Annotated in this window: 3 protein-coding genes and 1 rRNA gene; 1 reads left to right on the top strand and 3 read right to left on the bottom strand. The window is 31.1% G+C overall.

What is annotated here, in order from left to right; all coding sequences use genetic code 11:
• Positions 1 to 603 precede the first annotated feature (603 nt).
• Positions 604 to 1,671 carry a hypothetical protein gene (locus tag G634_RS0114675; RefSeq protein WP_026505894.1) on the top strand — a complete coding sequence of 356 codons (1,068 nt, stop codon included), beginning with the start codon at positions 604 to 606 and terminating at the stop codon, positions 1,669 to 1,671.
• A gap of 165 nt (positions 1,672 to 1,836) precedes the next feature.
• On the opposite strand, the gene G634_RS19500 is transcribed toward G634_RS0114675, so the two are convergent.
• From G634_RS19500 to G634_RS0114660, 3 genes are all read right to left on the bottom strand, one after another.
• Positions 1,837 to 2,508 (bottom strand): MerR family transcriptional regulator, encoded by a 672-nt coding sequence (locus tag G634_RS19500; protein ID WP_035800343.1) that lies wholly within the window; start codon positions 2,506 to 2,508, stop codon positions 1,837 to 1,839.
• 114 nt (positions 2,509 to 2,622) lie between these two features.
• Complete coding sequence (locus G634_RS0114665) at positions 2,623 to 4,233, bottom strand: MutS-related protein (RefSeq protein WP_026505893.1); 1,611 nt, start codon at positions 4,231 to 4,233, stop codon at positions 2,623 to 2,625.
• A 308-nt stretch (positions 4,234 to 4,541) separates the two neighbouring features.
• Positions 4,542 to 4,781: ribosomal RNA gene (locus G634_RS0114660) — 23S ribosomal RNA — on the bottom strand; the annotation flags it as partial.

Genomic DNA, 4,781 nt, shown 5'->3' with positions numbered 1-4,781 from the left:
ATCTTTATCCATGTCTATATAATACCATACGTAATTAGCAGAGTCAAGAAAAGGCGGCTAACTCATGACTAAAGTCACGAGTTAGCCGCCAATGTTATCAAAAATGAAAAGCCTCCAACTGTAATAGTTTTAAACACTATTTAATTATCAGACTTTATAAAGATTACAGCAAACATTTTTGTGATTCTTAAATATATTAATTAAATTCAGCGACTATAATAAATTCATTGCAGCAACTGACAAAACTACATTTCATGCACTACTTATCAAAAAAATGTTTTTTTAATCTATACGGGTGTGATTTATTTATCGCCTTATTACATACAATGTAATATCACATTAATGAAATGATTGCTATTGACGAAAACAAAGTCTTCTGCTAGAATAACATAGCAATTAGAGATTTTTCAAACGGGGAATTTATCTCACAGCATATCGCTGATAATCGCCACTTTTTTAGTGTTTATAAAAGAACTGATTTGCTCAGTTTCTTATTTTTATGCACAATTTTATCTTTATAACCAAAACATTAGACAGATTAAATGTCTTTATGTTCTTTTTTGATTTAGTACTGATACTCATTATAAAAAAGGAGTTTTAATTATGAGTGAAAGAAAAACTTTTACATTATCAGAATTACAGGAGAAAGTTCTGAATGCGCCATTGTTAACAGATTCTCAAAAACTCGATTTAATGGCACTTCTAAACGGTAAGAAGGTCGCAGATTTAACTTATAATATAATGGCTAAAAATATTTTTTCACCAAATTCTCAAGAGTCAAGATTTGATTTCTTATTGCAACGAATAATGAAAGAGAAAATAACCCAACTCGAATCAAATACGAATTACGAAAAAAACAATGTCAGAAAAGTAATCTGTGATATAACTTCTCATTTAAAAGATGGTAGATCGTCGAATTCTGATGTACAAAATGTTGTTCAAGAATTCATCTTCAGTCGATTCGAAATATATACTTCACGAATTTTAATGATGCAATATAGCTTACCTGTCAAAGAAGATAAAAATCAGGCGAGATTGGACAAAAATCCTTATGTTATCTTAGTGGTATTAATGAAAGAAAGCCCTCAAAAATTTAAGGATTTCGATAGCAATCGATACATACACCGCGTCAAATGTGCTGTCAGTGATAGTGGATTAGAATTCCCTCTTCTTCGTGAAATTGCGTTTGTTCAGTTAGATAAAGCTTTAGATATGTATTTGTCTAAAACTTATAGTAAAGATGAAGATGTTGAACTTCTAAAACTATTAGCTATGATAGCAGATGTTAATAATCCGTATGTTGAAAAAGATATAAAAAGTGATCCTTTTCTTGCTGGAATATATAATGATGCATTAAAACTCTCTCTTAATAAAGACGCTTTATCCATGATTTTCGCAGAAGAAATTGCCGTTGCAGACTATAATTACAATATTCATGTTGCCAAAAAACATGGTCGTTCTGAAGGATATTCAGAAGGAAAAAACGCGGGTTTTTCTGAAGGAAAGCATGAAGGAACGAAGGATACCAACAAACTTTACTCATGGCTTATAAATTCTGGAAGATACAATGATTTAAAACGTGCTACTGAAGATGAAGCCTATTATGTGAAGATTTTAAAGGAGTATGAGCTGTATCGTTTTCAAATTGCAAAGCAAAAAAGTGCAGTCTAATGTGATTGATTACTTGTCTTGTATAAAATAATTTCTATCTGAGTTTTTTTGCTCAGTTAGAAATTATTTTTATCTTTTTATTTTTCTTTGGCTAGTTTAATATGTTTTATGATTTTCTTTTTGTGAGATTATGTAAAACATAATCTAGTTTGTGGTACTTATGTTCTATTTCTTTTCTTTTTTTAATAGAATTCCTGCAAAACATGAAATCGAAAACATAGCATATACTATCCACGATAGTAAATAGTGAAAACCAACTATACCATTTTTATACCTTATACTGTAAAAAATCACTTCACTTATCGGAAATATTACTAAGATTCCAAATAATCCTATAGCAAGTAGTCTTCTATAGAACTTGTTATTGACTATCTTTATAAAAAACGGATATCCAATAAAATATTCTAATCTGGAATTTTCACTGATTCTATCAAGTACAGGCATGATATCTGGAAAGTGTACTCCTTCCTTTTCAGCTTCACTAACATATGATATATATGCATCTGTATCTTTTAAATCAAAATTCTCATCAATCATCTTTTTACAAAGCATAATTGATCCATCAATTCGCTGCCTATCCTGCTGCAATTTCTTCATTTGAACATAAAGCATATTTTCTATAGAATTCTCATTAACAAGAATACTTTTTATATCCTCTATTGACATATCCAGCTTTCGTAGAAGAACAATCTGTTTAAGACATTCAATATCTTCAAGAGAATAATCTCTATATTTGTTATCTTCTCCTCTGTCTGGATTTATAAGACCTTTTCTTTCATAGAATCTAATACTACTGACATCTAATCCAACGATGTTTGAAACTTCACCAATTCTCAATTACCCAGTTCACTCCTTTTAATATTTTTTGTCTAATGTTATCAGACATAACCTCTTTGATTTCTGCTTAAATATATGTCAATCATACTCTTTCTTATGCCCACTTTAATTTGTTCACCTTGCCATGTTTCTAGCTTGTTCCTGCTCAACAATGCATCTAGCCTCTTCTACAACTTCTTTTGGAAAATCATAACATGATAATAAATCAATCGCATTTGACCCTTCTCCAAAACCTTTTTTTATAAGATAGTCAAACTTTATACTTCCTTTGATAAATTCACTGTCAAAATGATAAAAATCATAATATTCTTTTAGGCTCCTTGCCAATTCACTATCATGTGTAGAAACTATAATCATACCACTTTTTCTACATAAATAGCTTAAAACTGCTTTTGAAGCCGCAAGTCTTTCTTTATTATTCGTTCCTTTTAAAATTTCATCAATACAATATAGAACACAACTTCCTTTTTCTGCTTCATTAAGCATTCTCTTAAGATATTTTACCTCTCTAACATAATAGCTTTCTCCAGTACTAATATCATCTCTAACCGCCATTGAAGTCATAACTAAACACGCTTTATACACAAATCTTTGAGCACAACAGGTAAATATTGTTTGCGCTAATATCATATTCACTGCCAGAGCTTTCATAAAAGTACTCTTACCAGATGCATTCGCTCCCATTATCATGGTAGATTTATTTAAAACAACAGAGTTTTTTATCGCATTTTCAATAAGCGGATGATATATATTACTAACGTTTATTATCTCATTATTATTATCCTCCGGAAGACAGTATTCAGGTAGACTCTTTCTAAATGAAGCAATTGAAATAAGCATATCAATCGTTCCTACTACCTCATAAATTCTCATGACTGATTCTTCATTTCCTCTTATTGTTTTAACAATTTTGTTAAAAGAGACAATATCAAAAAGGGTAATTCCTATAATATAATCTGCAAGCATTCCCTGAGGATCAGCTGCAGCATTATTTTTTTTTGCGATAATCGCCCCTATCATTTTTTTTAATGAATGAAGCTTTTTGATATCTTCTCTAATTCTCTCGATTTCAATTAGCTTATCAGGCAAGCATTTTTTATTAATAAACGCTTCACATACATATAACAGATTACAAATCCCATATAGACAATCCATCATATATTCTGACTCGGCCTTTTTTTTCATATATATTAAAAGGTTGATGCAGGCTACTACTGTAAAAAAAAGTACCCCCTGTGTATTATGAAATATAACTCCCAAAGCCAATGACACGAAAAATAATAACTGCAAAAATTTATAGAGAATATCAAACTTAATTTCACAGTTAGATAGAATGTCGATAAGCTGAGGCATATAATAGCTATTACTCTTTTTACCAACCTTTAATAAGTATTGTTCAGCTATAAGCCTTTTATCTTCATTTTCCTCAAAAAAATGTACTGCTTGTCCAAAATTTTCTGAATTTTCACTATCTGTACAATGGAGCTTATGATATAATACTTGTTCTCCTATATAGGATTTTGTATTGTTAATTCTAAAAAAAACATCATCCATTTCAAGATCATTCCATGTTACTTCGTCTACTGTACCAGTACCCATTTTTTCATGAAACTTTTTAATTAGCTTAAGTCTATCTCTTCGTATATAATGATAAGGATCTTTGGTTGGATTCTTACCAAATTGACTCTTAAGCTGCTCTCGTATTCTTTTCTGACTTTGAAACATTATTTCTCCTCCAAATTGCTCTTTTTAAACTTTTCTTGTCCTTAAACAACCTCAATATATACCTTGAACCAAGTGTAGAGTCAATAAAATCTGTAAAAAATCATGACTTCTTGCTGAGATTTATAATAATCATCGACCAAACAAAAAAACTGCTCGCTTTAAGAACGTTACTCAAACAACATATGCTTAAGTATTATTCTCAAAACAAGCAGAATCATTTACTGTTAACTATCTATTTTAGAGCATAAAAAAATTGTTCTCTGAAAACCGAACACTGAAATTCTAAACTAATCAATCTATTTCCTATCTTGGTTAAGTCCTCGACCTATTAGTACATGTCAGCTGAGTGAATCTCTTCACTTACACCTCATGCCTATCAACCTTGTACTCTTCAAGGGGTCTTACCCATTTCTGGGGGATATCTCATCTTGAGGGGGGCTTCACGCTTAGATGCCTTCAGCGTTTATCCCTGCCAGACTTGGCTACCCTGCCTTATGCGATTGGCTTCGCAGCAGATACACCAGCGGTCCGTCCATCCCGGTCCTCTC

This window comes from Butyrivibrio sp. NC3005 (genome assembly GCF_000424545.1).
Classification (GTDB): domain Bacteria; phylum Bacillota; class Clostridia; order Lachnospirales; family Lachnospiraceae; genus Butyrivibrio.
This window is presented reverse-complemented; position numbering and strand designations above follow the sequence as displayed.

Coding starts and splice junctions, on each gene's coding strand:
- G634_RS0114675 (WP_026505894.1), top strand. CDS start 604: ATGAGTGAAAGAAAAACTTTTACATTATCAGAATTACAGGAGAAAGTT.
- G634_RS0114665 (WP_026505893.1), bottom strand. CDS start 4,233: ATGTTTCAAAGTCAGAAAAGAATACGAGAGCAGCTTAAGAGTCAATTT.